This is a genomic window from Tautonia sp. JC769 (genome assembly GCF_040717455.1).
Taxonomy (GTDB): Bacteria; Planctomycetota; Planctomycetia; order Isosphaerales; family Isosphaeraceae; genus Tautonia.
Genome location: NZ_JBFEFH010000042.1, coordinates 21,181 through 44,798, shown reverse-complemented (window position 1 = coordinate 44,798; position 23,618 = coordinate 21,181). Strand labels below are relative to the sequence as shown.

At 67.0% G+C, this 23,618-nt stretch carries 26 protein-coding genes; 5 read left to right on the top strand and 21 right to left on the bottom strand.

The features are described from left to right. Positions 1-249: 249 nt before the first annotated feature. A complete protein-coding gene (locus tag AB1L88_RS25580) occupies positions 250-531 on the bottom strand; it encodes a hypothetical protein (protein WP_367099550.1) in 282 nt (93 codons plus the stop codon). A gap of 389 nt (positions 532-920) precedes the next feature. Between AB1L88_RS25580 and AB1L88_RS25575 the strand changes: the two genes are divergently transcribed. Next, positions 921-1,628: a J domain-containing protein gene (locus tag AB1L88_RS25575; protein WP_367099549.1), complete on the top strand. Its 708-nt coding sequence runs from the start codon at positions 921-923 to the stop codon at positions 1,626-1,628. Positions 1,629-1,646: 18 nt separating this feature from the next. Further along, on the top strand, positions 1,647-2,900 hold the full coding sequence (locus AB1L88_RS25570; RefSeq protein WP_367099548.1) for an NAD(P)/FAD-dependent oxidoreductase: 1,254 nt from the start codon (positions 1,647-1,649) through the stop codon (positions 2,898-2,900). Here the strand turns inward: AB1L88_RS25570 and AB1L88_RS25565 are convergent. The 3 genes from AB1L88_RS25565 to AB1L88_RS25555 are packed head-to-tail and all read right to left on the bottom strand — an operon-like array spanning position 2,892 to position 4,317. Then, on the bottom strand, positions 2,892-3,650 hold the full coding sequence (locus AB1L88_RS25565) for a methyltransferase domain-containing protein (RefSeq protein ID WP_367099547.1): 759 nt from the start codon (positions 3,648-3,650) through the stop codon (positions 2,892-2,894). The two genes, AB1L88_RS25570 and AB1L88_RS25565, sit on opposite strands and share 9 nt — an antisense overlap. Further along, on the bottom strand, positions 3,647-3,889 hold the full coding sequence (locus AB1L88_RS25560; protein WP_367099546.1) for a hypothetical protein: 243 nt from the start codon (positions 3,887-3,889) through the stop codon (positions 3,647-3,649). Before AB1L88_RS25560 ends, AB1L88_RS25565 begins: the two co-directional genes overlap by 4 nt. Continuing rightward, positions 3,886-4,317, bottom strand: a complete 432-nt coding sequence (locus AB1L88_RS25555; RefSeq protein WP_367099545.1) for a Minf_1886 family protein — start codon at positions 4,315-4,317, stop codon at positions 3,886-3,888. The genes AB1L88_RS25560 and AB1L88_RS25555 overlap by 4 nt, the downstream gene beginning before the upstream one ends. Positions 4,318-4,525: 208 nt before the next feature. On the opposite strand from AB1L88_RS25555, the gene AB1L88_RS25550 reads away from it, so the two are divergent. Further along, on the top strand, positions 4,526-4,666 hold the full coding sequence (locus AB1L88_RS25550) for a DUF2256 domain-containing protein (RefSeq protein ID WP_367099551.1): 141 nt from the start codon (positions 4,526-4,528) through the stop codon (positions 4,664-4,666). Here AB1L88_RS25550 and AB1L88_RS25545 read toward each other — a convergent pair. Then, positions 4,648-5,919, bottom strand: a complete 1,272-nt coding sequence (locus AB1L88_RS25545; RefSeq protein ID WP_367099544.1) for a beta-ketoacyl-[acyl-carrier-protein] synthase family protein — start codon at positions 5,917-5,919, stop codon at positions 4,648-4,650. The genes AB1L88_RS25550 and AB1L88_RS25545 overlap by 19 nt on opposite strands. 181 nt (positions 5,920-6,100) lie before the next feature. Between AB1L88_RS25545 and AB1L88_RS25540 the strand changes: the two genes are divergently transcribed. Further along, the gene (locus AB1L88_RS25540; protein WP_367099543.1) at positions 6,101-6,325 is read left to right on the top strand and encodes a Trm112 family protein; all 225 of its coding nucleotides are present in this window, start codon (positions 6,101-6,103) and stop codon (positions 6,323-6,325) included. Positions 6,326-6,452: 127 nt separating this feature from the next. On the opposite strand, the gene AB1L88_RS25535 is transcribed toward AB1L88_RS25540, so the two are convergent. The 8 genes from AB1L88_RS25535 to AB1L88_RS25500 form a co-directional block, all read right to left on the bottom strand. Beyond that, complete coding sequence (locus AB1L88_RS25535; protein ID WP_367099542.1) at positions 6,453-6,665, bottom strand: hypothetical protein; 213 nt, start codon at positions 6,663-6,665, stop codon at positions 6,453-6,455. A gap of 114 nt (positions 6,666-6,779) precedes the next feature. Continuing rightward, positions 6,780-7,229 (bottom strand): hypothetical protein, encoded by a 450-nt coding sequence (locus AB1L88_RS25530; RefSeq protein WP_367099541.1) that lies wholly within the window; start codon positions 7,227-7,229, stop codon positions 6,780-6,782. A gap of 113 nt (positions 7,230-7,342) precedes the next feature. Further along, a complete protein-coding gene (locus AB1L88_RS25525) occupies positions 7,343-7,999 on the bottom strand; it encodes a hypothetical protein (RefSeq protein WP_367099540.1) in 657 nt (218 codons plus the stop codon). Beyond that, the gene (locus AB1L88_RS25520) at positions 7,996-8,367 is read right to left on the bottom strand and encodes a hypothetical protein (RefSeq protein WP_367099539.1); all 372 of its coding nucleotides are present in this window, start codon (positions 8,365-8,367) and stop codon (positions 7,996-7,998) included. The genes AB1L88_RS25525 and AB1L88_RS25520 overlap by 4 nt, the downstream gene beginning before the upstream one ends. 111 nt (positions 8,368-8,478) lie before the next feature. Then, complete coding sequence (locus AB1L88_RS25515; protein WP_367099538.1) at positions 8,479-9,621, bottom strand: DUF5309 family protein; 1,143 nt, start codon at positions 9,619-9,621, stop codon at positions 8,479-8,481. A gap of 73 nt (positions 9,622-9,694) precedes the next feature. Further along, on the bottom strand, positions 9,695-10,318 hold the full coding sequence (locus AB1L88_RS25510; RefSeq protein WP_367099537.1) for a hypothetical protein: 624 nt from the start codon (positions 10,316-10,318) through the stop codon (positions 9,695-9,697). Between the two features lie 293 nt (positions 10,319-10,611). After that, complete coding sequence (locus AB1L88_RS25505) at positions 10,612-12,237, bottom strand: hypothetical protein (protein WP_367099536.1); 1,626 nt, start codon at positions 12,235-12,237, stop codon at positions 10,612-10,614. Positions 12,238-12,321: 84 nt separating this feature from the next. Further along, positions 12,322-13,788, bottom strand: coding sequence for a hypothetical protein (locus AB1L88_RS25500; protein ID WP_367099535.1), 1,467 nt, complete (start codon positions 13,786-13,788; stop codon positions 12,322-12,324). A gap of 784 nt (positions 13,789-14,572) precedes the next feature. On the opposite strand from AB1L88_RS25500, the gene egtB reads away from it, so the two are divergent. Further along, a complete protein-coding gene (egtB, locus tag AB1L88_RS25495) occupies positions 14,573-15,832 on the top strand; it encodes an ergothioneine biosynthesis protein EgtB (protein ID WP_367099534.1) in 1,260 nt (419 codons plus the stop codon). A gap of 153 nt (positions 15,833-15,985) precedes the next feature. Here egtB and egtD read toward each other — a convergent pair whose 3' ends face one another. From egtD to AB1L88_RS25455, 8 genes are all read right to left on the bottom strand, one after another. Next, complete coding sequence (gene egtD, locus AB1L88_RS25490; RefSeq protein WP_367099533.1) at positions 15,986-16,993, bottom strand: L-histidine N(alpha)-methyltransferase; 1,008 nt, start codon at positions 16,991-16,993, stop codon at positions 15,986-15,988. A gap of 348 nt (positions 16,994-17,341) precedes the next feature. Next, positions 17,342-18,727 (bottom strand): 6-phosphofructokinase, encoded by a 1,386-nt coding sequence (locus AB1L88_RS25485; RefSeq protein ID WP_367099532.1) that lies wholly within the window; start codon positions 18,725-18,727, stop codon positions 17,342-17,344. Between the two features lie 132 nt (positions 18,728-18,859). Beyond that, complete coding sequence (locus tag AB1L88_RS25480; RefSeq protein ID WP_367099531.1) at positions 18,860-19,078, bottom strand: RNA-binding S4 domain-containing protein; 219 nt, start codon at positions 19,076-19,078, stop codon at positions 18,860-18,862. After that, complete coding sequence (locus AB1L88_RS25475; RefSeq protein WP_367099530.1) at positions 19,056-19,778, bottom strand: CvpA family protein; 723 nt, start codon at positions 19,776-19,778, stop codon at positions 19,056-19,058. Before AB1L88_RS25475 ends, AB1L88_RS25480 begins: the two co-directional genes overlap by 23 nt. Before the next feature lie 119 nt (positions 19,779-19,897). Next, the gene (locus tag AB1L88_RS25470; protein WP_367099529.1) at positions 19,898-20,812 is read right to left on the bottom strand and encodes an SDR family oxidoreductase; all 915 of its coding nucleotides are present in this window, start codon (positions 20,810-20,812) and stop codon (positions 19,898-19,900) included. Continuing rightward, positions 20,812-21,357 (bottom strand): inorganic diphosphatase, encoded by a 546-nt coding sequence (locus AB1L88_RS25465; protein ID WP_367099528.1) that lies wholly within the window; start codon positions 21,355-21,357, stop codon positions 20,812-20,814. Before AB1L88_RS25465 ends, AB1L88_RS25470 begins: the two co-directional genes overlap by 1 nt. A gap of 169 nt (positions 21,358-21,526) precedes the next feature. Next, positions 21,527-22,012: a hypothetical protein gene (locus AB1L88_RS25460; protein WP_367099527.1), complete on the bottom strand. Its 486-nt coding sequence runs from the start codon at positions 22,010-22,012 to the stop codon at positions 21,527-21,529. After that, on the bottom strand, positions 21,978-23,528 hold the full coding sequence (locus AB1L88_RS25455; RefSeq protein ID WP_367099526.1) for a SpoVR family protein: 1,551 nt from the start codon (positions 23,526-23,528) through the stop codon (positions 21,978-21,980). Before AB1L88_RS25455 ends, AB1L88_RS25460 begins: the two co-directional genes overlap by 35 nt. Between the last annotated feature and the right edge of the window lie 90 nt (positions 23,529-23,618).

The following is a 23,618-nucleotide window of genomic DNA, read 5'->3' as shown; positions in this document are numbered from 1 at the left end:
AGCGAACCCAATTCAATCGGCGCAACTCGTGATGCACCAACAAGAATCGCCCAAAGCCATCCCCGCGTTTTGCGCGCACCGAACCAGCACGCCGCGACTCCGAGGGTGCTCCAAATCGCTCAAGGTTCCGTCATCGGTCCACTTCCAGGCGCAGCCGATCCAAACCCCCGATCGCCCTCGCGAGAAGGGAAGGCGATCGGGTCAAACGGCCAGGCCGAGGGGAAGGGAAGGCATACCGCGGAGGCGGAGTCAGGCGCCGGTGCGGACGGCGGCGTTGCCGTGGGCCTTGGTGAACAGGTGATCGTAGAGCTTGGCGTCTTCGGCCAGGCTCGGCTCGGAGGTCAAAGCATCGTAGGTCTTCTGGAAGGCCTCGCGATCGGCCTGGCCTTTCAGGTCGCGGAGGTTGCCGGGGCCGGGAGGGGTGGCGACGCGCTCGGCCCGCAGGGCGGCCCGGGTCTCGTCGAAGTGCCGCTTGGTGCGGGGTGACATGCGGAACAGCTTGCGGAGGACTTTCGGGTCGAACGTCTCCATCGTCGGCAACTCCTTCGGGATTCCGGCTCGGCTTCGGGAGGATTCATCAAGACAACGGCAGCCCACGCGACGATCGGCCCGGCCCAACGACCAGGCGCATCGACACGAGGGCTCGCCATTCTGGCAAAGGGGTTACTGTACCATAGCGCGATCGCTCCGCGACAGGTCGATTGTCCCGATCCGTGGCACTTCGCCCCGCTCGCCTCCGCCCGACCGGCCCGATGTCTCGTCCCGGCAGCAATCATGCAGGCGGCCGATCGGTTCGGCCTCCCCGATGCGTCGGGGCTTGCGTACACTGGGGGGTCTTGAGAACCCGCCTGCACGTCCCCCGGCGTGTTCTCGGCCTCCGCCTCGTTTCCCCTTCGCGTGGCATCGTCCCTGGACCCATCATGATCTACACCTTCGAGATCGATCCCGCCCAGGTCCTCGGAGTGCGTTCCGACGCCTCCCTGGAGCAGATCCGGGACGCCTACCGGGCCCGGAGCAAGAAGTACCACCCCGATCTCGGCGGAGACGAGTGGGCCTTCCGCCTGGTCGCCCGGTCGTACGAGGTCCTCAGCCGGGCACGGGTCTCGGGCCGCCTGGCCGCCGAGGCCGCCGCGCCGACCGCTCGACCGGCCCCGACCGTCGACCCGGTGTCCTCGGCCCCGCCCGACTCCGAAGGGGCCTCCGTCCGCAAAGGGGTCCGCGACCAGGTCGAGCATCCCGCCCTGCTCGTCGACGTGGAGTTGCTGCTGCTGCGGATGGAGCTGGAGAACCCCTACGACGTCATCGCCCTGCCCGCCTCCGAGCGCAACCTCAGCTGCAGCCTGAACGTGGTCTGGCCCATCGCGATCCCCGGCGACGCCGGACCCGGACCCGATCGGGCCCTCATCGGCCCGAAGGTCGCCGCCGCCTTCAACGACGTCCTCGTCCGATCGCAGCCGACCAGCAGCTGGCAGGACGAGGGGGCGACCGCCTTCAAAGGCTGGCTCAGTTACTCCACCGCCCAGCGCTGCTACGGCGGGTTCAACCTGCTCCGCAACGCCTTGAAAGCCAGGGGTTTGGGGGTCAATCAGCGGATCCGAGAGATCGTCATCCCCCGCGATACCGCCTGAGAAAGTAGGTCACCCTCGATGAGTTCCGACCCGATTGTCCCTGCTCCCGATGCCACTGCCGACGGTGCCGATCGCCTCGACGCCGGCCGCCCGTTCGACGCGGCGATCGTCGGCGCGGGGCCGTCGGGGTCGGCCATGGCAATCCTCCTGGCGAGGGCAGGGGCCCGGGTCGCCCTGATCGACGCCGGCCGGTTCCCGAGGGACAAGCTCTGCGGCGAATACCTCAGCCCCGAGGGGGTCGGGGCGGTCGATCGGCTGGTGCCCGACGGTCGCCTCGCCCGATCCGGCGGCCGACCGATCCGATCCGTCCGCCTGACCACCCCTCGCGGCCGGGTGCTCGAAGCCGAGGTCGCCGGCCCCGACGGCCGCGCCGGGCTCGGCCTGAGCCGATCGGCGCTCGATGCCCTCCTGCTCGACGAGGCGAGGTCGCTCGGGGTCGAGGTCTTCGAGGGGATCCGGGTCTCCGGGCCGATTGTCGCCGGCGGCCGGGTCGTCGGCGTCTCGGGACGGCGCGAATCGGGCAGGCCCGTCACGGCTCACGCCTCGGTGATCCTCGCCGCCGACGGCCGCCACTCGGCACTGACTCGGCGATCAGGAGCGACACGACCCCGGAGCCTGCCCGGGCTCCGGCCCCGGCTGTTCGGGCTCAAGCGGCACCTGATTATCGCCGACGACGCCGCCGACGAGCCGCCCGGGACCGTCGGCCTGCACCTCTTGCCCGGCGGTTACGTGGGGGCCTGCCGGGTCGAAGGGGGGAGGACGAACCTCTGCGGCCTGCTCCCCGAACGGCTCTCGCGGCAGTATCGCGGCGACCTCGACGCCCTCGCCGAGGCCACCTTCCCCGGCAATCGCACCCTCGCGGCCCTCTGGGATGCCGCCCAGCCGACCGGACCGTGGAAGACCGTCGCCGGGGTCCGGGTCGAGACCTCGTCGCCGCTCCTGCCCGGCATCTTCTACTGCGGTGACGCCCGGGGGACGGTCGACCCGCTCGGCGGCCAGGGGCTGACGATGGCGATGCTCGGCGCCGAGGTCATCGCCCCGTTCGTGCTCCGGACGCTCGCCCAGAGGGACCTGGACCTCGCCACCCTCCGGGCCGCGCAACGGGCCTGGCACGCCCGGTTCGATCGCCGGGTGGCCCTCTGCCGGGCCTTCCATCATGCCTTGGTCCAGCCGTCGCTGATCGATCTCGCCTCGCTGCTCGGCCGGGGGGGCAATGCCTTGCTCTCCCTCGGGTTTACCATGACCCGCGATCCAGCAAGAATGCTATCTTGATGTTAGTTTTTGTGAGGAGTTCTTGCGCTTCCCGATGAGAGAAATCTGGAATCCAAGATCCCGTTGGACGGTCCAGTAGAACTCGCCCAGGGGCGCGGCCAGTCCGGCCAGCTCCTCATCGGTGAAGCCCCGCAGGACCGATAAAGGACCGTCGAGACGAACCAGTCGGTTGCGGGTGAAGACGCGGCTCCAGGCGACGAACCCCGCGTAGGCCAGCCAGTGCCGCCGGATGTCGAGCACGACGACCCGGCACCGGGACACCCGGGCCATCTCCGAGAGGAGCCTTGCCAGGGCTTCGCCTTCGAAGTGGTGGGCGAACTTGACCGCCGTCACAAGGTCGACCGACCGATCGGGGAACGGGAGGTTCAGGGCGTCTCCCCGGACCACGTGAACGGGGACCCCCTCGGAGGCGGAGGAACCGGCGATCATAGTCGCGACCGGGTCGCGGTCGAGGGCGATCGGGACGACGCGGCCACTCCCGAGGCGATCGAGCAGGCGGGCCATCCGTCGCGGGACGTCCCCCGATCCGGAGCCGACGTCGAGCACGGAGGCGGCCGGGCCGATCGGATCTTCGGCCCGGAACCGGCGGACCTCGCGGTCGATGACCCGGTTGTTCCCGAGGTGGCGGTTGACCCGTCGGAGGACGGCGTAGGCGTCGGCCACCTCGTCGGCGGGGAGGCCGGGGGCGTCCATCAGTTCCGGGTCGGAGCGGCGATCGGGGACGAGCCAGGGGCGCGATCTGGGCATCATCCCTCCCGGGGAGCCGGAGCCGGAGCCGGAGCCGGAGCCGGCGCGGCCCCGGCGGCTCGATCCTCGGTCGAGAGCGGGGGAGGGGGATCGGATCGGACCGCGAGCAGGGCGAGGCCCGCGACCCAGGCCGCGAAGACGATCAGGGCCGCCGCGAATCGGAGGCGACGGCCTCGGGGGGCGTCCGGCCCGGCCGATGAGGGGGAATGCGCGGTCGGCCCCTGGCCCTGGGCGGTGGTCATGACGATTCCTCCGAGTCTTCGATCGGGATGACGTAGTCGTGGCACAGCGCGGCCTCGAAGTCGTAGACGTCGTCGAAGTCGCTGCGCTGGTCCTCGTCCGAGCGTTCGAGGTCGCCCGAGGCGATCAGGAGGTAGACGATCTCGCCGATGTCCGAGGTCGATCGCAGCCCCCAGCTCGACAGGATCGTCAGGGCGAGGCGGCCGTAGAGGTCGAGGGCCAGGTCGCGCGCGGCCTCGCTCAGCTCTCGGCCCGAGACGTGCCGAGACTCCTTGTTCGCCCGGGGCTTCCGGCCGCGGCCCCGGGCCCGGCGGGCCTTGCGCTTGCGGACCTTGGCGAGGTCGAGGGAGGCGAAGACGAATTCGTAGGCGTCGATGCTGTAGCGCGGGTCGCGGGCGACCGCACCGGCCAGCGCTTCGCGAAGACTCATGATCGCCCCCTTGGGTTGTCGTCCGATCGCGCGGTGTCCGTTCCCCGAGCGACCGAGACGCGGTAGTCTATCAGATTGCCCGGGCTCCGTGCAGGCGAGCGGACCGGCTGGGTGTGGCCCGGGCCTGTTTCTCGGCGTTTTCCCGGTCAATGTCGTGCCTGATCGTCACCGGAAGCGCGATCGATCGGAGCCCTCGGGCGAGTCGAAGATCTGCCCCGTCTGCCGTCGTCCCTTCTCGAATCGACGCAAGTGGCGTGATTGCTGGGAACAGGTCGTCTATTGCAGCGATCGGTGCCGACGATCGAGCCGGAGCGGGCGGGGGGGCGGCGATCACGGCTCGTCTCCTTGACGAACAATCAAGACCGAGTTCTTCGATCCGAACCCCATGCAGTTGCACAGGGCAATCCGGGCGCCGTCGGCGGGTCGGGACTGGTTGGGGATGTAGTCGAGGTCGCACTCGGGGTCGGGTTCGTCTCGGTTGATCGTCGGAGGCAGGAAACCGGCGTCGAGCGCGAGCAGGGTCGCGACCAGGCCGGCGGCGCCGCAGGCCCCTTGTGGGTGGCCGATCATGCTCTTGGTGCTCGACATCGGGATGGTCGAGGCGTGCTCGCCGAGCCCTCGCTTCAATGCGGCGGTCTCGACCCGGTCGTTCAACGGGGTGGCGGTGCCGTGGAGGTTGGCGTAGTCGATGTCGGCCGGCGAGAGTTCGGCGTCTTGCAAGGCGAGCTGGATGGCCCGGACCGGCTCGTCGAGGTCGCTCGACATCGAGACGCGGTGCCAGGCGTCGCAGGTGCTGGCATAGCCGAGCAGCTCGCCGTAGATCCGGGCGCCGCGGGCCAGGGCGTGCTCGCGATCTTCGAGCACGAGCATCCACGACCCCTCGCCCAGGACGAAGCCGTCGCGGTCGTGGCTGAAGGGGCGGGAGGCGCGCTCGGGCTGGTCGTTCCAGTTGCGCGAGACGATCCCCATGACGTCGAAGCCGAGCATGATGGCCGGCGCGATGGGGGCGTCGGACCCTCCCGTGAGCATGATCGGCGTCTCGCCGTGCTGGATGCGGCGGAAGGCGTAGCCGATGGCGTCGGTGCTGGAGGTGCAGCCGGTCGAGATGACGTGAGACGGGCCCCGGAGCCCGAGCTGGATGGAGAGCTCCGAGGAAATGTTCCCCGGCGTCCCCGCCGGGACGGCCAGGGCGGTGGCCTTCTCGAGCTGCCCCTTGTAATAGTAGCCGTACAGCTCCTCGACGAAGGCGATGCCCCCGCCGCCGGTCCCGAGCAGGACGCCGATCTGGCGGCGGGTGTCGAGGTCGAGGTCGCTGCGGGGGAAGCCGGCGTCGATCATGGCCTCCCGGGCGGCGAGGATCGCGAGGGGGACGGCGCGGCTGACGACCTTGAGCTGTTTCAGGTCCATGGCTTCCCGGAGGTCGACCCCTCGGATCGCGCCGGCGATGCGGCTGCCGAGGCCGGAGGTGTCGAACTCCTGGACGGTCGTCACGCCGCTGCGTCCTGCATGAAGGGCGCCGCGGAAGGCGTCGATCCCGACGCCATTGGGGCTGAGGGCACCCATCCCGGTGATGACCACTCGCCGAATCGGCACATTGCGCATCGGTGCTCGCTTGGTGTCTGACCTGGGCGATGGGGACGATCGGCCGAACGCGATCGGCCGTCTGAACCGCCAGATTCGACTTCCGTCTGCTGGCGTCGTCATCCATAATGACGGCCAGACGCCATTGACGGGAAGCGACGACCGCCCGAAGGGGTCGCCAGCCAAGAGGAACGAGGCTCCGATGATCAGCGAGGAACTGCTGTCCCTGCTCGTCTGCCCGATGGGGAAAGCACCGTTGCGGCAGGAGGATCAGGCCCTGGTCTGCACCCGTTGCGGGCTCCGGTTCGCCGTCAAGGACGACATCCCGAACATGCTGGTCGAGGAGGCGGAATTGCCCGAAGGGTGCCACTCCCTCTCGGAACTCGCCTGCGTGAAGGCGGGGGACGCCAAGGTCGATCCGTCCTGACGCCTCAACCCGGACGCGAGGGCGGGAGTCTCGGCCTCCGTCACGATCCAAGGAAGCCGAATCAGGCCCGCCAACGCCTTTGGGTGATCGGTGGGTTTCAGCATTGCGCGACACAGGACGTCGCGGATCAGGGGACCACGGGCGGTTCGGCCACGTCGGTCGTGCGTTGCTCGACCCATTGCAACAGCTCGGCGGCATGGGTCGTGACGTCGACGTGATGCCCCTCGGCGAATTCGAGGCGGATGAGCCGTTGCGTGTCTTCGGGGTCGGGGGTCAGATTCCGAACCATCGACACGCGATCGAAATTCACATAGATCGAACCAATTCGGACCAGATTCATGGGGTTGCTCCCGGTTCGACGCCACGGCCCGGCAGACGTGCGGGATGATCGACGGGAGGCGGGTCGATCAGGGTCGATCGGTCGGGTGTGACGCGGACGCTGGATGTGACGGGGTTAGTCGGCCGAGAGTGACGAGGCGGACGACGCGGGGACGACGACGGAGAAGGCCCCGCTCAGCTCGCAGCGTGCCTCGCCGCTGCCGGGCGAAATGCGCGGCTCTCCGCGGTGGATGGTCGAGAGGCGGGGGACGCACCCGGGCCCGAAGTCGGCCCGGTTCAGCCGGGTCGAGACCTCGCGGGCGAGGCGGTCGAGTTCGAGCAGTCGGGCGCGGGGATCGTCGGCCCGGGCTCGGATCGTGACCCGGTACGAGACGCGGCGGACCAGGCGATCGGGGTCGTCGGTCATCGATTCGGTCCACGGTCCCGGGGTGATGATGGCCAGCGGTGCGGCGTGGGGCGTCGCCTGGGCACGGTCGGCCTCGTCGAGGAGGACCGTGCCGAAGAGGCGGGTCGCCGCCAGGCACGAGATCATCGCGTCGTAGGCATCGCAGTCGGATGCGATCATGGCTAAACCTTGGGGTCGGAGACGCTCCCGAGGCGAGGAGCCTCGGGTTCGTCAGGGACGGGAGTTTCGGGACGACGATGGGGCGCGGGGGGTCGGAATCGCGACGGCTCGGGTCATCGGATCAGGCGAGTCCCCAGTCGAGGAATCCGGTGTGAGTGGGTGGGGTTTTCGCCGAGGGACAGCCGGGTCATCAGGCGTTCGAAACTGGCCCCGAAAAGCCTGGCCCGGCTCGCGAAGGCCGTGTCGTCGTCCCGAGTGATGGCCGCATAGCGACGGGCCAGGACCAGCCGGACGACGGCATCGCGCAGGGAGATCCCGTCGAGGCCGGGCAGCGAGGGGGTGGTGGTCCTGATGCCGAGCAGGCCATCGACCTCCCGGCTCGCCAGCCGGATCTGGGGGTCGAGGGTCATGATGACGAACGCGACGTTGGTCAGGCCCTCGGGGGGGGCGACCGGCTCTCCCAGGCCGGCAGCCATGCCGAGTCGGCGGAGCGTGACCGCATGTTCGCCCACCTCGGCCACCCCGAAGAGGGCCCCTGGCGGGGGGAATCGGTCGAGCGGCGCGAGCAGGCGGACCACATGACCCGGGCGCAGCCCCGCATCGGTGAAGCTGACGGAGTCGGAGTTCAGGGTCCACCGATCCGAGGGGGTGAAGCTGCCATCAGCCCCGGAGGCAATGCGCTGATCGCTCGGGAAGAGAGGACCCACGTCGGAGGGTGAGAGCAAGGCGACTTCCTCGTCGCTCGCGTAGCTGGTGTCCGTGGTGTTCATGGTGCCTCTGGGGATGTCGGGTCGGGTGTCGGTTTCCGGCGACGAGAGCGTTTGCCCGAGGAGCCCCGGGGATCGCCAGTCGGGGGCGCGAGCAGTTCATCGGCGCCGCAGGCGGCCGCCACCGCCCGGAGCATGGCGTCTGCGGCGTCGAACGAGATCTTGAGCTGGTGGCGGAACTCGGCCGCCTGCCGGAGGATGGCCGCGGCCCGGCCGGGATCGGCCTCGACGGCCTGTGAGCAGAGGACCGAGAGGGCGGCGAGGGCCTCGACCCGGCCGGCGGGGCCGGCGAGATCGGGGCGGCCGGCCTGGTCGGCGGCGGCGGCGAGGAACTCCGGATAGCCGCGGAAGTGGAATCGGGGTTGAGTCATGATCGCGTCCTTGTTCTTTCGCGTGAGGGCGGCCTCGCGATGCGGGCGAACGCCGGGGACCCGAGAGTCGGGTCCCCGGCAGGCCGCATTACCCGTGGGGCCGGCTCGGCGTCAGCTTGCCGAGAAGGCGGTGATGCCTTCGAGCCAGGCGTGGTGGGCTTCGTTCTCGACCTCGATCGCCCCTTCGGCGATCCAGTCGCCTTCGAGGGCGTCGCCCCGGCTGCCGCGGGGGTTCCAGTACTCGTTCCGCTTCATGCGGAGCCGGACCTCGGAGCTGGTCAGGGCGACGGCCGTGAACGGGCGGAGCAAGGGGGCTTCGATGAGCGAGATGCCGCCGAGGAAGGGGGCCTCGAACACGTCGATCGGCAGGCCGAAGACGTTGACGCCGGCGTCGATCCGCTGGGCGGCGTGACCCCAGATGGCCAGGCCGGTCATGAAGTTGGTCGAGACGAGCAGGACGTCGGGCGAGCCGCCGTTGGCCCGGCAACGTTCCAGGGTGTCTCGGACCAGGTCGCTCGGCTTGTAGCCGCTGCCGCTGGTCGGCGAGACGACCCGGTTGGTCGTGAGCAGGGCCCGCAGCCCGCGCTGCTTCGGCCGGCCGGTGACGCTCGGGGACTCGCCGAGGCCGTAGTAGCAGGAGACCTCCATGTCATCGAGCAGGTTCTGCAGGGCGTCCATGCGGTGCTGGTCGAAGGGGGTCTGGATGCCCGGGGACGTCTGGTAGCCGAGGCTCGACTGGAGCGAGCCGCCGACCTGGACCGGGTGCTGCCAGGTCTGGCAGTACTGGGGGATGCCGACCGGCTGCAGGGCGACGGCGCTCTGGTTGATCTCGGAGCCGGATCGGCTGTTGCCGATCAGCCGGACCTCGGCGTCGACGGCAGCGGTGCCGGCGGTCGTGCCCTCGACGGCCCGTCGGACCTTGACGTTGACGGTCGAGCCGTTCGGGAATTCGAGGATCTCGACCCGTTCGCCCGACGGCAGTTCCAGGACGTCGCCGATCATGAACGAGCTGGCGTCATTGAACGCGATCTGCTCGTCGCCCGCGGCGACGGCGGCGGTCACGAGGGCCACTCGCTTCCGGAAGGCTCGGTTGACCATCGAGAAGGTGGTGGAGCCGACCGGGAGGCGCGGCAATCGGGTGACCAGGGGGCATCGGTTGACGAACCAATTGGTGGCGACGACGTGGACGTCGTTGCGGATCTGGGCCTGGTGGTCGGACGCGCGCTGGATGCCTTGCAGGAACGTGGTGGACATGGGTCTGTCTTTCTCAGGTGAAGTTCAAGGAAACCATGGAACGGAGCGGACAAACGGTCTGGAGGGTCATCCTTCAGAAGCGACGGCGGCCAAGGCCGATGGGAGCATCGGGGTCCTGGCGGTTGCCCTGGAGTGCTTCTCGCCATCGCAAGAGGACCGCTTCCCCCAGGTTCTTCGGTGGGGGGGCGGCCGGCGCGGTCGCGGTGGATCGGGAGTCGCCGGGTGGCGTGGTCCCTCCCCGAGAACTCGGCCGGGAGAAGTGGGCATACTCGGCACTGGTCAGCCAGGCGTTGACGGCTTCGGAGACGGGTCGGCCGTCTCGGGTCGCGACGCGAATCTGGCCAGCGTCGTCGATGACCTCCAGCTCTTCTCGCCAGAGCTTGATGAGCTGAGAGGCGGCCCCCTGGACCAGGGGGCGGCCGGCCAGGACGGTGGCCAGCTCTTTTTCCTTGGTGGCGGTCTTGAAGGCGCGTTCCCAGTCCTCGGCCTTCTTCGACCACCGGGCAATTTCCTCGTCGCGGAGGCGGTCGTTCGCGAGGGCTCGCTCGGCGGCCCGGTCGTTCGCCTCGGCGATCGTCTTCGCTCTCTCGGCGGCCGCCCGGAGGGCGTCCAGCTCCGACGCGGAGATGCTGACCATCTCGTCGTCGGCCGGCGACCCTTCGTCAATGGCGCCTGGATTCAACAGGATGCGATACATCGTCATGATCCATACGGGGAGGTCGGTAAATCAGGGGCGGCGGTCGAAGAGCCCGAACGCCATCGGGATGACGACGGAGGTCAGGGTCGTCAGCAGGAACAGGCTGACGACGATTGCGGCGAGCAGTTGCGGGACGGCGTCGTGAGCCATGACATTTCCCTCGATTCGAGGCTCCGGGGACGGCTCCGGCCCTGGCCCGAGTCGAGTCATCCGGATTCGGTTATTCGGTAATGAATGGGTTTGTCCACAAGAAGCATGTTTGAGGATTGCCCCGACGCGGGGCCATTCGGAGGTTAGAGGAGGTTGATGTCCTGGAACACGCCTCGGCGGTTGACCTGGTCGTAGGCGACGCCGGTGTCCTGCCCCTGCGGTTTGCGGGCAAGGTAGCCGGCGATCTCCCGTTCGCACTCGGCATACTGGGGGTCTCCGAGGCCCGGCAGGCAGAGCCGGAGCAGGCGGGCCAGCATCAGGCCTTCGCAGGTCGGTAGGGCACCGGCCCGGGTAGCGAGGGCCTGGAAATCGGCCGTGGCCCGCGCCACCGCGTCGGCGGTGTAGAGGTCGAACTCGGCGGGATACACGATCTCGATCGCGGCCACCGCCGAGGCAGGGGGGGGGCCGTCGCCCAGGACCGTCAGCGCGAACTCGGCCACCACGCGCTCGGCCTGGGCGAGGACCCGGGCGATCTTGGCCAGGCGGTTGTTGCCGTCGGCCTGGTCGAGCATCTTGGCCAGGCCCGACTGGGCGCCGGCCTCTCGGACGGGAGTACGGATCAATGAGGCATCCCGGTCGACGTCGTCGCGGAGGTCGGCCTTGTTCCGTCGGATCGACTCGGCGCTGTCCTTGGGGAATTCAACAATGTCGAATCCTTCGTAGGTCGTCTGGCCGCCCTGGGTGTTCTTCTTCTTCGGCAGGAGCCAGCCCGGGCCGATCGGCACCGAGCCGTCCGGCTGGACGTAGTCTTCGGGCCCCTGGAGCAAGGGGTGGGCCTGGGTCGTGTCGGAGAGGATCAACTCGGAGTCGCGGTTGTAGTATTCGCGTTGTCGCTCGGCGATCCCTTCATATCGCGATTGGCCGATGTTGCGGCATCGGGGTTTGCGCCGGTCGAACAGACGGATGATCGGCACCTGGCCGAACGGGTGCGGCGTCCGGGCGAGGACCTCCCCGTCCTCGGCGTAGAGGGTGGAGCCTTCGGCCGTCCAGTGGCGGTAGCAGGTGACGACCCCCTCGCCGGAATCGTGGCGTTCGAGCACGAGGCATTCGAGGTAGCGTTTCCCCTGCTCGTCGAGCCGCCACCAGAGCATGTTTTCCGGCAGGATGCAGGACGCCACGCAGGAGTCGAGCCCGAGGCGGACGACATCGGCACCGGTCTCGATCGTCTCGCCCGCGGGGGCGGGGGGATGGTCGAAGCAGATGTCGAGCTGGCCGAGGGTCAGCAGGAGCGGCGCGACGGTCTCGGCCATCCACTGGTCGATCGTGGTGCCGCAGCCATCCACGTCCTGCCACCAGTCCATCAGCCGATCCGGCCCGGACCGCTTGACCTCGCGGGCGAACAGGCGAGCCAGGTGTGTTTCGATGGCCTCGGCCAGGAAGGTGGGGACGGGAGTCCGGGCGCGCCGGAGTTCGTAATCGTCGTCGGTGGCCAGGGTGGCCGGATCGGCCCCGAGGCTTGAGGTCGCGGTGAACGGGTCGGCTCCCGGGATGGGGGCGAAGGTTTCGGCGTCCCTCGGATCGGGGTATTCACGTTTGTGGCGGATCAGGTTGCGGACGGGCAACCCGCGTCGGTCGTAGCCGTAGACGGCGTGGCGATAGCGCTCGCCCCCTTCGAGCGAGTCGAGCAGCCAGCGCCATCGCTGGTGGTGCTCTTGCCACTCCACGTGCCTGCGGCCGATCAGTTCGAGTGATTCACGATGGTTCATCATGGGAGTCTTTGGGCTAGCGAACGCGATGGTGGTGAGTCCTGTCCTCTGCGGGTGAAGTCCCCGCCCGATCGGTGCCGGATCACGTCAGAACACGTTGCGGGCGGGGACGCGGTTCATCGTCGGTGGGGGGCAGCGGCCCTCTGGGTATCGGAGCCGGAGCCCTCCCCGGAGGGCATCGATCAGATCCTCGTGAGGGTGCTGGGGGTCTTCCGGCTGATCGGTCCACTGGCCGGCCCGCTTGGCCCGCCGGTAATTCTGGAAGGCCCGAATCGTGTCCTCGCAGCGGGGGTGGACGAGCAATCGCGTCCCCCCGTCGGCCGGCCTGAGGAACGATTCGACGAGGGCCAGGCCGTCGGTCACCGAGGCGCCACTGGGCCAGAACTGGAGATTGTTCAGGCCCCCCCGGGCGTATTCGCCGAGGACGGTGGGGCCGACGGCCGTCTTCGAGTTCCCCGCCGGGTCGGTCGAGGCGAAGGCGATCCGGCCGTTGCAGTGCCGCCGGGCGACCTCGAGGATCGCCCTCGCATCGTGCTCGGCCGGGGTGTTGTCCTGGAGGTATTCGGCGAAAACGTGCACCTCGTCGACCATGCCGGTGGGGGTCGGTTTCGGGACGATCTGGAAGAAGACGGCACCGGTGTAGACGCCCGAATCGACGGCCAGGTGCACGGGCCAGTTCGGGTCGAATTCGGCGGATGTGCACACGTTTGCCACGGGATCGAACTCGCCGAACCAGAGGCCGTCGGCCTTGGGCCCCCGGCAGAGGTAGTCGGCCTCGAAGGTCCGTCTGCTGACGACGCGAGCCTTCTGGATCAAGGAGTCGATTCCGTAATGGCCGCTGGCTCGCTTGGCTTTCGGTCGGTGGAGCGGGTCGTCGTCGCGGTCTTCGTGGCACCAGGAGACGAGCGGACACTCCGGGCATTTCTCCAGGTTCGGGCCGCTCCGCTCCTCGGGGCAGCGTTGCAGGACTTCGAAGATGCAGAAGGAATAGAACGGGAACTCGCCGGCTCTGGCCCGTTCGATGAGCTTCGACATCGGCCCGTCGACCCGGTGCCAGGTCGAGGTCATCAGGACCGAGGCCGTGGCCGATCCCCGGTTCATGCACATGCCCAGCGCGGCGTCTCGGGTGTCGGGGTCGATCTCGTCGACCTCGTCGAGCTTCAGGCTCGGCACGTGCGGACCCCGGACGCTGGTGGGAGAGGCGGCCAGCACCCGGACCTCGGAACCGTTCGTGTAAAGCGCCCTGGATTCGGTGAGTTTCTCCAGGACCGGGTCGTTCCGGGCCAGGTCGGCCAGGGCCTCGTGGGCCTGTTGCGATTGCGCGAGACTCCCCCCCAGCAGGCGGGTACCGTGCTCGGGGTCGAACCGGCTGGTCAGGTGAGTTTCGAGGGCAGACAGATACGATTTCCCCCCGCCTCTGGGGCCGAGCACGAGCGCCACGGGGGGCCGCTTGAGGAAGACGTCGGCAAAGAACCGCCAGGGAGACTGATGCCCGCGGCAGACGGCCCGGTGCGGGATGTAGAGTCCGGCGTACGATCGGACCCACCGCCGCAAGCTCCGCTCCGAGTCGGGACGCGACTCGAGTCCGATCTGAAGCGAGTCGGGTTTCTCTCGTGTTCGTTTCGGCATCGTCGGACCTTTGCCGAACGGGCACCATCCCCTCGAAGGGAGGCGACCGATAGGGCATCGTGGGCACGACTCAGAGTCGGTCTGAGCCTGTTGGATCGTTCTTGGTGTCGTACACGCTGGATTCCGGGGATCGTGGCCGGCTGACGCTTCATCCGAGAGGTCGCTGCCCGGAGGATGGCCCTCGAGCGGGGCGGGTCGCGGCCTCTCGACGGCTCGGGTCTCGGGCCACGGTCGAAACGGCCATTGCCCCTCGGAACTTCGTCAGGCCGTGCCGAAAGGGCCCCGCATCGTTCGGGACGCGGTGTCCTTCGGTTCTGCCTCGATCGTGAACGCCGACAGGCACTCGGATCCCCCGGCATCTCCGCTCGGCAATCGTCGTCGAGCGGGATCGGGCACTCGTTGCGAGGGACGGGTGGTGGTCGACCAGGAGGTCGTTGCCACCAGACCGGGCCCTCGTGAGTCGCGTGACCGTCGTGGCGTTCTATTCTTCATCATCGTGAGAAACGGCAGGCTTAATTGCGTTTTTCTGGAAATCTTTCTCAAGTTTTTTCGGAGGGCCGCAACCGCCGGTCTCGATGGACGGGTTGACGCCCCTGTCGGGTGGCTCTAGAACAGGTCGGGAGACTCTCCTCGAAGCTCGGCCATCCGGAGTTCCGCAATGATGTCATCGCCCCGATCCTCGGTTCCGGCACCAGGCAGCTCAACGGAGATGCTCCCCCCCTCCCAGGCCTTGATCCGGAACTTCAAGGCGGTCCGAAACACCTCGATCGCCCTGAGCGAGCCGCTCGAGCCCGAGGATTTCGTGGTGCAGTCGATGCCGGATGCCAGCCCCGTCAAGTGGCACCTGGCCCACACGACCTGGTTCTTCGAGGAATTCATCCTCGCCGGCCACGCACCGGGGTATCGGACTCACCATCCTCAGTTTTCGTATTTGTTTAATTCTTATTACAATTCGGTTGGCCAGCGACTCTCGCGGGCGCAACGGGGGCTCATCACACGTCCCTCGGTCCGGGAAGTGCTAGACTATCGGGCCGCGGTCGATCGAAGCATGGAGGAGTTCCTCGGTCGCGCCGAGCCGGAGGCGATCGCGCGCCTTGCCCCCCTGCTGACGCTCGGCCTGAACCACGAACAGCAGCATCAAGAGCTGTTGCTGACGGACCTGAAGCATGCCTTGTGGCATAATCCGCTTCGGCCGGTCTACAAGCCTCGGGACCCGGAGCCGATGGAATCGGCGCCGGCGCTGCGATGGCTGGCCTTCCCGGAAGGGGTCCGATGGGTGGGCTACGAGGGAGGCGGCTTCGCCTACGACAACGAAGGCCCTCGGCATCGCGAATATGTCCCGGGCTTCCGGATCGCGTCGCGTCCGGTCACCAATGGAGAGTATCTGGGATTCATGGCCGACGGTGGCTACTCCCGTCCGGACGCCTGGCTCTCCGATGGCTGGGCCACCGTCCAGCAACGGGGCTGGGAGGCACCGCTCTACTGGGAGCGTCGGGGAGACCGCTGGTGGACCTTCACCCTCGCGGGGATGCTCCCCGTGAACCCGGCGGAACCGGTCTGCCACCTGAGCTATTACGAGGCGGATGCCTTCGCCCGATGGTCCGAGGCCCGGCTACCGACCGAGGCCGAGTGGGAGACCGCGGCGGATGTCGCCATCTCCGGGAATTTCCTGGAATCGGGCCGATATCACCCCTCGCCCGCCCGTTGCAGGGCGGAAACCGAGCCGGTCCAGATCTTCGGGGACGTCTGGGAGTGGACCGCCAGTGCCTACCTGCCATACCCCGGGTTCCGGCCCGCCGCAGGGGCCGTTGGGGAATATAATGGAAAATTCATGTGTAATCAGCATGTCCTCCGGGGAGGCTCCTGCGCCTCTCCCGGGGACCATCTTCGCCCGACCTATCGGAACTTCTTCTACGCGGATGCGCGATGGCAATTTTCCGGAGTCCGGCTTGCGCAATCACTCTCTTGATCTTCGAAAATGCAAGATTGAGAGAATCCAAATTTGATTGATCAGGCGCAAAATAAATGCGGCACGGGCAGACTGATGGAGTCTGGTCCGTGCCGCAAGATCTCTCCCGGAACTAACCGCGCAACCCTCGAGGAAGCGTGTCCTGGGCCTCGATCAGGTGCGCCATCGTTGGAGTCGGTAGAAGCCGTCGGGGTCGGTCCATGAAGCTTCCTCAAGGAACCGCGATTGCTTCGCCAACTGCTCGAGGATTGCTGGCGTGTATTTGTGCGAATTTTCGATGTGAATGGATTCGCCCGCTCCGAACGAGACGGTGAGATCGAGATCTGGGATGGTGACGATTTGCTCCAGGTCGCTAATCAGTTTCATCTCGACGCGATGATGTTCCGGAGAAAATCGAGCCTCGTAGCGGAAGCCGTCAAGGTCGAAGTTGCCGCCGAGCTCCCGATTGATCCGGGTCAGGATATTCTTCCCGAACCGGGCGGTTACGCCCGCGGAGTCGTCGTAGGCGGCTTCGAGGATCGTCGGGTCCTTGACGAGGTCGGTGCCGAAGAGGAACCGGTCATCGGCGGAGAGGGTCGATCGAATCCGTTGGAGAAGCCCGACGGCATCCTCGTCGTCGAAATTGCCGAGACTGGACCCGAGGAAGACGAGCAGTTTGGGGCCCTGGATGCGCTCCGCAACCACGCGCAACGCCGTGTCGTAATCCGACGCGATTCCCGTGACTCGGATCGCAGGATAATCGTCGATCAGGGTCCGGGCCGAGTCTTCCAGGATGGTTCCCGAGATGTCGATCGGGACGTAATGAAGTGAGCCGTAGCGATCGAGAGCCGCCTCGATCAATCGGCGTGTTTTGGTCGAGCTGCCGCTGCCCAGCTCGATCATCGTGGGCGGATCATCCCAGCCATCGACCATGGCATTGGCATGGTCGCGGAGGATCGCGTCCTCGGTGCGGGTCAGGTAATATTCCGGTTGATCGCAGATTTGTTCGAATAACTCTGAGCCGATCGCATCATAGATGAAGCGGCAGAGCAAGTACTTCGGTCGATGTGACAGGCCGCGTTCGACCGTCTTGGGAAGTGTTTCGGACTCGAACACTTCAGACGGCTTGACGCGGATCAGTTCCAGACGGTGTTGCTTCGGGAGGGAAGTCTGAATCGACAAAATGAACCTCGAGGAACGTCGCGATCGTTCGCCGTGCAATGCCAGTGGGAGAGCGGTCGTCGTACCGGTTTCACCGGTCCACGAGCCGTCCAGGCGAATCAGGAAGACGAGCGCCTCGAGGCCGTCCTCAAACCGAAGATCGACCCCCGACCGATGTCGAGGGCCCTCCCGGCCGGTGCCTTGGGGCCGCTCTGCTCCCGGAAATCCGCTCTGCCGCACGCCTCCCTAGAACCTAAGCAATCGGGGTTCCAGGGGCAAGTGGTCGGCTGAACAAGCAACGATTCGGTCGATGTCGAGGTGTCGTCGCGAAGCAGGGCCCTGAGCGAACCGGGCGTTCTCGGGAGGCCCTCACACACCGTCCGGGTCGAGGCGTCGGATCCGTTTGCTGATGTGGAAGTTGACCGAATCGTAGGGCCGAACCAGATGCCCGGTGTCGAAGATCGGCCGCTGGCTTTCCAGGTCCTCGGAGCCGAGGGCTTCGGAGAAGATGGCCTGGAGGTAGGAAACCCCCTTGGATGAGGGCTGGAACCGCTTCGCGTCGTAGAAGCACTCGGACAGCGGACGGGCGTGAATCACCCCCCAACGGTCGCGAAGGCGGTTGGCGTCGATCCCCTCGTGGACAAAACCGCCGTCGCGATATTGCAGGGTCGCGATGTGGTTGTGGCGACCGTCGACGAGCAGATCGACGGCCTCTCCGCCGAGTTGCGACGCCTGGAAGCGGTCGAACAGGATCGGCCGACCACCGCGCTGGGTGTGGCCGATTTTCCGGCAGAAGATCGCCGCGTCGGCACTCTCGTTGCGGCGTTTGCGGGTGAAAAAGGCGTTTCCCAGGTGGTCGACCAGGATCTGCTTGACGGCCTCGGCCGCCCCGGAATATTGCAGGTTGCCCGCCGGGTCCTTCACCTGCCTGACCGCCCCGAAATTGTTCCCCTGGGCATCCTTGATGCCCTCGGAAACGCAAATCAAGGCATGTTTCTGACGATCGAGAATCTCGGTGACGCGGGCCACCACGGCCTCGGGGTCCACCGCGACCTCGGGGACGAGGATCATGTCGGGCTGGCCGAAGGCCGTCCCCAGCGCGATCATGCCGCAGTCGCGCCCCATGACCTCGATGATCGCGACGCGGCGGTGGCTCTCCGCGGTGGTCCGGATCCGGAGCACGTTCTGGACCGACACGAAGACGGAGGTGGCGTAGCCGGGGGTGGCGAAGTTGACCATCTCCTCGAGGTCGAAGGTCCGCCCGGGTTGCTTCGAGTAGCGGAAGCCGGCGGCCGATTCGGGATCGGGCTCCCGGACGAATTCGTAAGGTTCGTCCGGGTAATTCAAGCCAAGGTCGTTGTCGATGGTCTTCGGCGCCAGGACCACGGGGAGGTAGTCGCAGAGCGCCTGCATGCCGTTCAGCGTGCCGTCTCCGCCGATGCAGACCAGGCCCTCGATTCCCAGTCGGTGCAAGCGATCGACGACACGCTCGATCATCTCGCGATCGTTGGCCGAGATGTAATCGCGAGAGGCCCCGAGGATCGTCCCCCCCCGAGCCGGGTCGAGTTCCGGAATCGTCTGGAACAGGGGATTGAGGTGCACGTGGGGCACTTCGGGATTGAGCAGCCCGCCATACCCCTTGATCAGGCCGAAGATTTCGAGGCGGAGTTGGTTGGCGCGGGTCACTGCTCCGGCGATGGTGGCGTTCAGGGCCGGGGTGTCCCCTCCTGCGGTCAAGATCCCGATGCGTTTCATGATTCCTGCTCCGTTCGGCGTGATCGTTGGTGAGATCGAACCCGCTGGCGGGAGGAGGATCCGCGGGCCAACTCAATCGACGAGCGAGAGGATTCCGGCGAGACGAGGACGAGGGTCGACGACGCCTCGCCTTCAGACCAGGACGACGGGAGGGGGAGGTTCATCGATGGCGAGTCGGACCGAGTCTCCCACCGCCATCTGCCGACGTTTGCGGAATTCGACCTCGCCGTTGACGAGGACGAGGCCGTCGGCGATCAGGGCCTTGGCCTGACCGCCGTTGTCGACCCAGCCGACCCGCTTGAGGACCTGGGTCAGATTGATCGGCCGGTCACCGACGGGGATTTCGTTCATGGCCGAGGCCCGCTCCTCCATTCCAGCCGCCCTGGAACTGCTCTGCAAAGGCTTTCCCGGCTTCCGCCCCCGCCCGATCGAACATGCTCCGCAGCAGATCCGGATCGCTCTTGGCGTCGACGGGCAGCCGATCCCGCGCAGGCTGGTCCTGCGAGGCTCCGATCGCAACCTCCCACTCCGGCATCACGTCCTGGGGGGTTCCGCGGTCGAGGGCGTCCCAGTACGGTTGAAGCATCGTCCGAAGTTCGTTGGGCAGGGCGGGTTGGGCGAGCTTCAAGGTGTGGTCGACCGCCTGCCCGGCTCGACTGGTCAGGATCGGGGTCCGGCTTTGCGGGGCGAGGCTGACGACAAACACCGTCACCACGATTCCCAGGACAGCCCCTTCGAGCCCCCCGAGCAGCATCCCGAGATGGCGGTCGTATGCCTCGAACTTCCAGCGTCTCAGGGTGGCCCGGATCGACCAGGCAATGCCGAACACGCCGGCCGAAACCGCCACGTAGAGGACAAGCATCGCCAGCGCCCGGGCAACAATCGGTTGCCCCGGGAACTGGGGGGCGAGTTGCGACGACACGGGAACGGCGACTGCGTAACCGAGCCCGAGTGACAGGATGCTCGCCAGTTGCCAGGTAATGCCCCGCCAGGCTCCCCAGATCATCCCGGCGATGATCACTCCCACCATGGCCATGTCATAAGGTGTCATCCGGACCCTCCATGCTCCGGTCCCCGATCGATTGTCCTGCGCCCTCGGGCTTCATCCTATCCGGGAGGCGCCCGGGGCGGAAGGCAGGCTTGCGATCGCCGCGCGTCGAGCCGTCCCGGTCACGCCGTGGGGCCGACCCTCGGGTCGTTCCAGGCCTCGCCCAGGTTGAGCCGCCGGAGGAAATCGTCGATCGAGAGCGAAACCGGGCGCATCAGGCCGGGGAGGATGCGATCGAGCCGGGGGGTCAACAGCCCGCCCTGCAGGGGACGAGGCGCGCCCTGGCCCAGCTCCGCGGTCGGTTTCGAGGCGATCGGGCCCGGGTCGAGCCCGAAGCCCTCGGCAATCGCCCCGGCGAACTCGGGACGGCTCAGGACCTCGGGGCCTGCCAGGTGGACGAGGCCCGCGTGGCCTTCCTCGACCAGTCGGATGGCCGCCAGGGCGACGTCGGGCCCGTAGCTCGGGCTGGAGCGTTGGTCGGAGGGAACCATGACCGGCTCCCCCGACACCAGGCGGCGGATGACCTGATAGGCGAAGTTCTTCCCCTGGCGTTCCGGCCCATAGACCCAACTGGTCCGGGCGATCAGGGCGCGGTCGCCCAGTTCCCCGGCGATGGCGCGTTCGGCGTCGAGCTTGGCAAGCCCGTAGACGTTGGGAGGATCCGGGGGAGACTCCTCCGAATCCGGCCCGTCGTCCCCTCGAAAGACGTAGTCGGTCGAGAAGTAGACGAAGCGACCGCCCAGGTCGGCCGTCACCCGGGCCAGGTTGAGCGGTTCTTCCAGGTTCGACGCCCGGGCCGTGGCCGGGTCGCGTTCGCAACCATCCACCCAGGTGAACCCGGCCGGATAGAAGACGACCTGCGGGTGCTGCCGGCGAAGCCAGGCCGCGGCGTCTTCCCGGTCGGATGCCCTGAGCGGGTGGAGGCCCGGGAACGGGACCGTGGCATAGGTGCCCACCGCCTCGTGGCCACGGTCGGCCAGGTGCCGGAGCAGCCAACCGCCGATCTGGCCCGAGCCTCCGATGACGATCGCCTTCATTACGAGCGGAACCCCTTGCGGCGCAGGTAGCTGTAACGCTGGAGCGAGTCCTCGATGATGGGAGAGGTCGTCGCCGCCGGCTGGAACTCATCGACCTCGACCGCCTTGCCCTCCAGGTACTTGTAGTCCTGGAAGAAGCGGCGGAGCATCTGCAAGCGGTGGGGAGGCAGCTCGTCGGCCTCCCGGAAGCTGTTGAACTCGGGGTCGCCGACCGCGACGGCGAGGATCTTGTGATCCTTCTTGCCCGAGTCGATCATCGTCATCAGGCCGATGGCCCGGGCCGTGACCAGGGTCATCGGGGCCAGCGATTCCTGACACAGCACCAGGACGTCGAGCGGGTCGTCATCTTCGGCGTACGTCTGGGGAATGAAGCCATAGTTCGCGGGATAGTAGACGGCCGAGTAAAGCACTCGGTCCATGCGGAGCAAGCCCGTGCGCTTGTCCAGTTCGTATTTGATGTTCGCCCCCGTCGGAATCTCGACGATGGCGTTAAAGACCATGGGCAGATCTTCGCCTGGGGTCACGTCGTGCCAGGGGTGGAGCATCGGCGAGAAGGGCCTCCGGAGGTCGAGCCGAAATGGCCGGGCTCCTCGGGGCCCGGACCGGATCACGCCCATCATACCAGGAAGCGCCGCCCAAGCGAGCCGTCCGAAGGCCGATGTCTCGCAATCACCCCGCGAATCCCCGAACTTGAGGGTGGTCGGTTTGGTCGGGTCAACGGTTGTGGGCGGTGTCCGCCAGGTCGTCCGCCAGGCGTTCCAGGACCTCTCGCGTCAGCTGGAACGGGCTCGGCTGGCGTCTCCGGGATTGCGCGTCGAACGAGAGGCGATCGAGCCGGAGAGTCCCGGCCTTGTCCAGGCGGACCTCGTAATACGAGCGTAACTGGCCCCTCGGCGTCGGGGACTGGCTGCGCAGTTCGACCTCCCCACCCTGGGCGTCCACCTCGATCACGACCAGGGGCTCCATCAGATACGTCACTCGCTTGGCGAGCCGGTCTCCCCAGTCGCGCAGCTCGTCGATGGTCCACCCCGGCCGTCCGGGGTCGATCACCGCGAAGTCGAGGTGTTCCAGGTTCACACCGACCGGGGTATTGGAAACGATGTCCAGCGCCAGCGAGTCCGGCCCGTCCTGGGCCGAGACCGTGCCGGGCTGGTCGGGCCGGGCGTCAAGCTCGGCGGCGATCGCGGTGCTCAGGCTCATGGGACTGGCCTCCCAGGGGACGGATCGTGTGATCCGTGCCGTCGAATGAGAGAAGGGTGGGACGCCCCTCGACGCAGGTCTCCAGTTGAACCGGGCGCGTCCAGAGGCGATGCAAATGCCGGAGCGTGTCCTGGGCGTGGTCGAGCTTCAGGTCGACGCCGAAGTACTCCTGCTCCAGGTACAGTTCGCCTCGGTTCCGATAGTTGCCGTCCTTGATCCGGATGATCGGCCGGCCGAAATTGGTCAAACCAAAGAGTAAACGCTCCTTGATCTTCTTGAATTCGCGGCTCTCGATCTCGTAAAGCTCGGCCTGGTCGTTGTGCCGGAAGCTGAACAGCCGGTGCCTGCGGCAGAAGTCGGGGGTGAGGAAGGTGTCGATGAAGGTGACGTCGCTGTGAATCCGGCGCACCTCGAAGATCTTCCGGCGGCCGATCCCGGCACCCGTGTCCCAGGTGCGTCGCGTTTCGTAGTCGTCGCACGACTCGTACTCGGGGCCGAACTGGCCCTTGTCCCAGCGTTCCTCGATGTCTCGGAAGAGCTCGATCCCGAGCTTGTACGGGTTGAGCCGGCCGGGCTGGGTGGCCATCGTGCCCGAGTGGTGATCGGCGTAGTCGACGAGCTCCGAGCCGTCGAGCAGTCGGGTGGTCATCATGGTCGAGTGCCAGTAGGAGGCCCAGCCCTCGTTCATGATCTTCGTCTGCCCCTGCGGGGCGAAGTAGTACGCCTCTTCCCGGATGATCGCCAGCACGTCCTGCTGCCAGCCATTCAAGGGGGCGTGCTCGAGCAGGAAGAGCAGGATGTCTCGCTCCGGCTGCTCCGGGAATCGCCGGGCCTTGGCGTTCTCCTCCTCCCTCTGGCGGGCGACCTCCTTGAGGGCCTCCGGCGGATTCACGAACCGGTCCATGTAATCCTTGCTGCGAAACTTGTCCGACGGGGGCGTCCGGTCGGCCTCGTCCGAGAAGTCGTAGCGGTTCGGCGCGTCGCGACGCTTGATGAACGGCGAGTGGATGTCGATCAGGCTGTCCAGGCAGAGGCAACTGTCGATGAAATTCTCGACCGTCTCCTCGCCGAATCGCTCCATGAACGACCGGATGCGATTGCCGTGATTGGCCATCTCGTCCATCATCTTCCGATTGGTCGGCGCGAAGCAGATGTTGTTCTTGAAGAAGTCGTTATGGCCATACACGTGTGCCATCACGAGCTTCTGGTCCACGGGCATGTTGCACCGCAGCAAGTAGGCGTAGCAGGGGTCATTGTTGATGACCATCTCGTAGATCTTCTGCAGCCCGTAGCGGTAGCCCTTGGAAAGTTGTTCATATTCCATGCCGAATCGCCAGTGCGGGTAGCGGGTCGGGAACCCTCCCAGGGCGGCGATCTCGGACAGCTCGTCGTAGTCGAGGACCTCGAAAATCGTGTCGTAGAAATCCAGGCCGAACGAGCGGGCGTGCTCCTCGATCTCCACCTGCAACGCCCGGAGGTCTGCCGGCAGGTCGTGCTGGGTGCTGACGAATGACATGGTGGGTCGTGCTCCGCGAGACGTTCCGGACTGCAGCGACGATCGGTGGCCCGGGCGATCAGCGTATCAGTAAGTTCGATTGCATTCGGG

Coding starts and splice junctions, on each gene's coding strand:
- AB1L88_RS25505 (WP_367099536.1), bottom strand. CDS start 12,237: ATGATGAACCATCGTGAATCACTCGAACTGATCGGCCGCAGGCACGTG.
- AB1L88_RS25470 (WP_367099529.1), bottom strand. CDS start 20,812: ATGAAGGCGATCGTCATCGGAGGCTCGGGCCAGATCGGCGGTTGGCTG.
- AB1L88_RS25555 (WP_367099545.1), bottom strand. CDS start 4,317: ATGAGTCTTCGCGAAGCGCTGGCCGGTGCGGTCGCCCGCGACCCGCGC.
- egtB (WP_367099534.1), top strand. CDS start 14,573: ATGCTCCCCCCCTCCCAGGCCTTGATCCGGAACTTCAAGGCGGTCCGA.
- AB1L88_RS25520 (WP_367099539.1), bottom strand. CDS start 8,367: ATGACTCAACCCCGATTCCACTTCCGCGGCTATCCGGAGTTCCTCGCC.
- AB1L88_RS25575 (WP_367099549.1), top strand. CDS start 921: ATGATCTACACCTTCGAGATCGATCCCGCCCAGGTCCTCGGAGTGCGT.
- AB1L88_RS25485 (WP_367099532.1), bottom strand. CDS start 18,727: ATGAAACGCATCGGGATCTTGACCGCAGGAGGGGACACCCCGGCCCTG.
- AB1L88_RS25460 (WP_367099527.1), bottom strand. CDS start 22,012: ATGAGCCTGAGCACCGCGATCGCCGCCGAGCTTGACGCCCGGCCCGAC.
- AB1L88_RS25560 (WP_367099546.1), bottom strand. CDS start 3,889: ATGACCACCGCCCAGGGCCAGGGGCCGACCGCGCATTCCCCCTCATCG.
- AB1L88_RS25455 (WP_367099526.1), bottom strand. CDS start 23,528: ATGTCATTCGTCAGCACCCAGCACGACCTGCCGGCAGACCTCCGGGCG.
- AB1L88_RS25570 (WP_367099548.1), top strand. CDS start 1,647: ATGAGTTCCGACCCGATTGTCCCTGCTCCCGATGCCACTGCCGACGGT.
- AB1L88_RS25530 (WP_367099541.1), bottom strand. CDS start 7,229: ATGATCGCATCCGACTGCGATGCCTACGACGCGATGATCTCGTGCCTG.
- AB1L88_RS25525 (WP_367099540.1), bottom strand. CDS start 7,999: ATGAACACCACGGACACCAGCTACGCGAGCGACGAGGAAGTCGCCTTG.
- AB1L88_RS25540 (WP_367099543.1), top strand. CDS start 6,101: ATGATCAGCGAGGAACTGCTGTCCCTGCTCGTCTGCCCGATGGGGAAA.
- AB1L88_RS25565 (WP_367099547.1), bottom strand. CDS start 3,650: ATGATGCCCAGATCGCGCCCCTGGCTCGTCCCCGATCGCCGCTCCGAC.
- AB1L88_RS25545 (WP_367099544.1), bottom strand. CDS start 5,919: ATGCGCAATGTGCCGATTCGGCGAGTGGTCATCACCGGGATGGGTGCC.
- AB1L88_RS25465 (WP_367099528.1), bottom strand. CDS start 21,357: ATGCTCCACCCCTGGCACGACGTGACCCCAGGCGAAGATCTGCCCATG.
- AB1L88_RS25510 (WP_367099537.1), bottom strand. CDS start 10,318: ATGTATCGCATCCTGTTGAATCCAGGCGCCATTGACGAAGGGTCGCCG.
- AB1L88_RS25475 (WP_367099530.1), bottom strand. CDS start 19,778: ATGACACCTTATGACATGGCCATGGTGGGAGTGATCATCGCCGGGATG.
- AB1L88_RS25515 (WP_367099538.1), bottom strand. CDS start 9,621: ATGTCCACCACGTTCCTGCAAGGCATCCAGCGCGCGTCCGACCACCAG.
- AB1L88_RS25580 (WP_367099550.1), bottom strand. CDS start 531: ATGGAGACGTTCGACCCGAAAGTCCTCCGCAAGCTGTTCCGCATGTCA.
- AB1L88_RS25480 (WP_367099531.1), bottom strand. CDS start 19,078: ATGAACGAAATCCCCGTCGGTGACCGGCCGATCAATCTGACCCAGGTC.
- AB1L88_RS25535 (WP_367099542.1), bottom strand. CDS start 6,665: ATGAATCTGGTCCGAATTGGTTCGATCTATGTGAATTTCGATCGCGTG.